Below are 1,085 nucleotides of genomic sequence, written 5' to 3' on the forward strand. Positions count from 1 at the left end.
AGGTGAGCGTAAGCAAGCCGCTCAGAACAAGTCCCTGGGCAAGTTCGACCTGGCTGAGATTCCACCAGCACCACGTGGCGTGCCGCAAATTGAAGTGACCTTCGACATCGATGCCAACGGTATCCTGCATGTAGGTGCCAAAGACAAGGCGACCGGCAAAGAGCAGAAGATCACCATCAAGGCCAACTCCGGTCTGTCTGATGAGGAAATTCAACAGATGATTCGTGATGCTGAAGCCAACGCTGATGCGGATGCCAAGTTTGCTGAGCTGGCCGGTGCACGTAACCAAGGCGATGCCCTGGTTCACTCGACGCGTAAAATGGTCTCCGAAGCAGGCGACAAAGTGACCGCCGAAGAGAAGACCGCGATCGAAGCAGCTGTGGTTGCCCTGGAAACCGCCATTAAAGGCGACGACAAGGCTGCCATCGAAGCCAAGGTTGAGGAGCTGTCGAAAGTCTCCGCACCGGTTGCCCAGAAAATGTACGCCGAGCAAGGCCAGCCGGCAGAAGGCGCTGCACAGCACGCAGAGCCTGAAGCCAAGCACGATGATGTTGTCGATGCCGAGTTCGAAGAAGTCAAAGAGCAGAAGTAAGTTGGTTGCCCGGTTGACCGCTATCAAGCGGTGACTGGTAGGATGTCGCCGCGCGGGAGCTTGCTCCCGCGTTGGCGTGTCTGGGGTATGTGAATTTTTACAGCATGCGACAAGGTTCGGGTGCTGGCGGTGTGATCGGGAATGCTCCTGCTTTCCGAGCAGTAAATACCGCATTTTTGGCCGGGTCCCTGGCTAAAAAGTAGTTATGACCAGGATCGTTGAATTGACGTGAGTTGGGTCCGGGCCTGTATTGGGGCTCAACGAGTTCGGCAAGGCTCAGGAGGGCCGGGCTGAACGTCCTTAAGAGTGCAAAGACTTATGGCAAAGCGTGACTATTACGAAGTGTTGGGTGTGGAGCGCGGCTCCAGCGAGGCGGACCTGAAAAAGGCTTACCGTCGCCTGGCGATGAAGCACCACCCGGACCGTAATCCGGATAGCAAAGAATCCGAAGAGATGTTCAAAGAGGCCAATGAGGCCTACGAATGCTTGTCTG

General features: G+C 55.9%; 2 protein-coding genes. Both read left to right on the top strand.

Features of this window, described 5'->3' with window-relative positions; all coding sequences use genetic code 11:
* Positions 1–592, top strand: a 592-nt coding sequence (locus FEM54_RS32995; protein WP_171045972.1) for an Hsp70 family protein, incomplete at its 5' end; no start/stop codon positions are given.
* A gap of 318 nt (positions 593–910) precedes the next feature.
* Positions 911–1,085 (top strand): DnaJ domain-containing protein (locus tag FEM54_RS33000; protein ID WP_171045973.1); only part of this gene is annotated, 175 nt, incomplete at its 3' end.

Origin of the sequence: Pseudomonas edaphica (genome assembly GCF_005863185.1) — a bacterium.
GTDB classification, from domain to species: Bacteria; Pseudomonadota; Gammaproteobacteria; order Pseudomonadales; family Pseudomonadaceae; genus Aquipseudomonas; species Aquipseudomonas edaphica.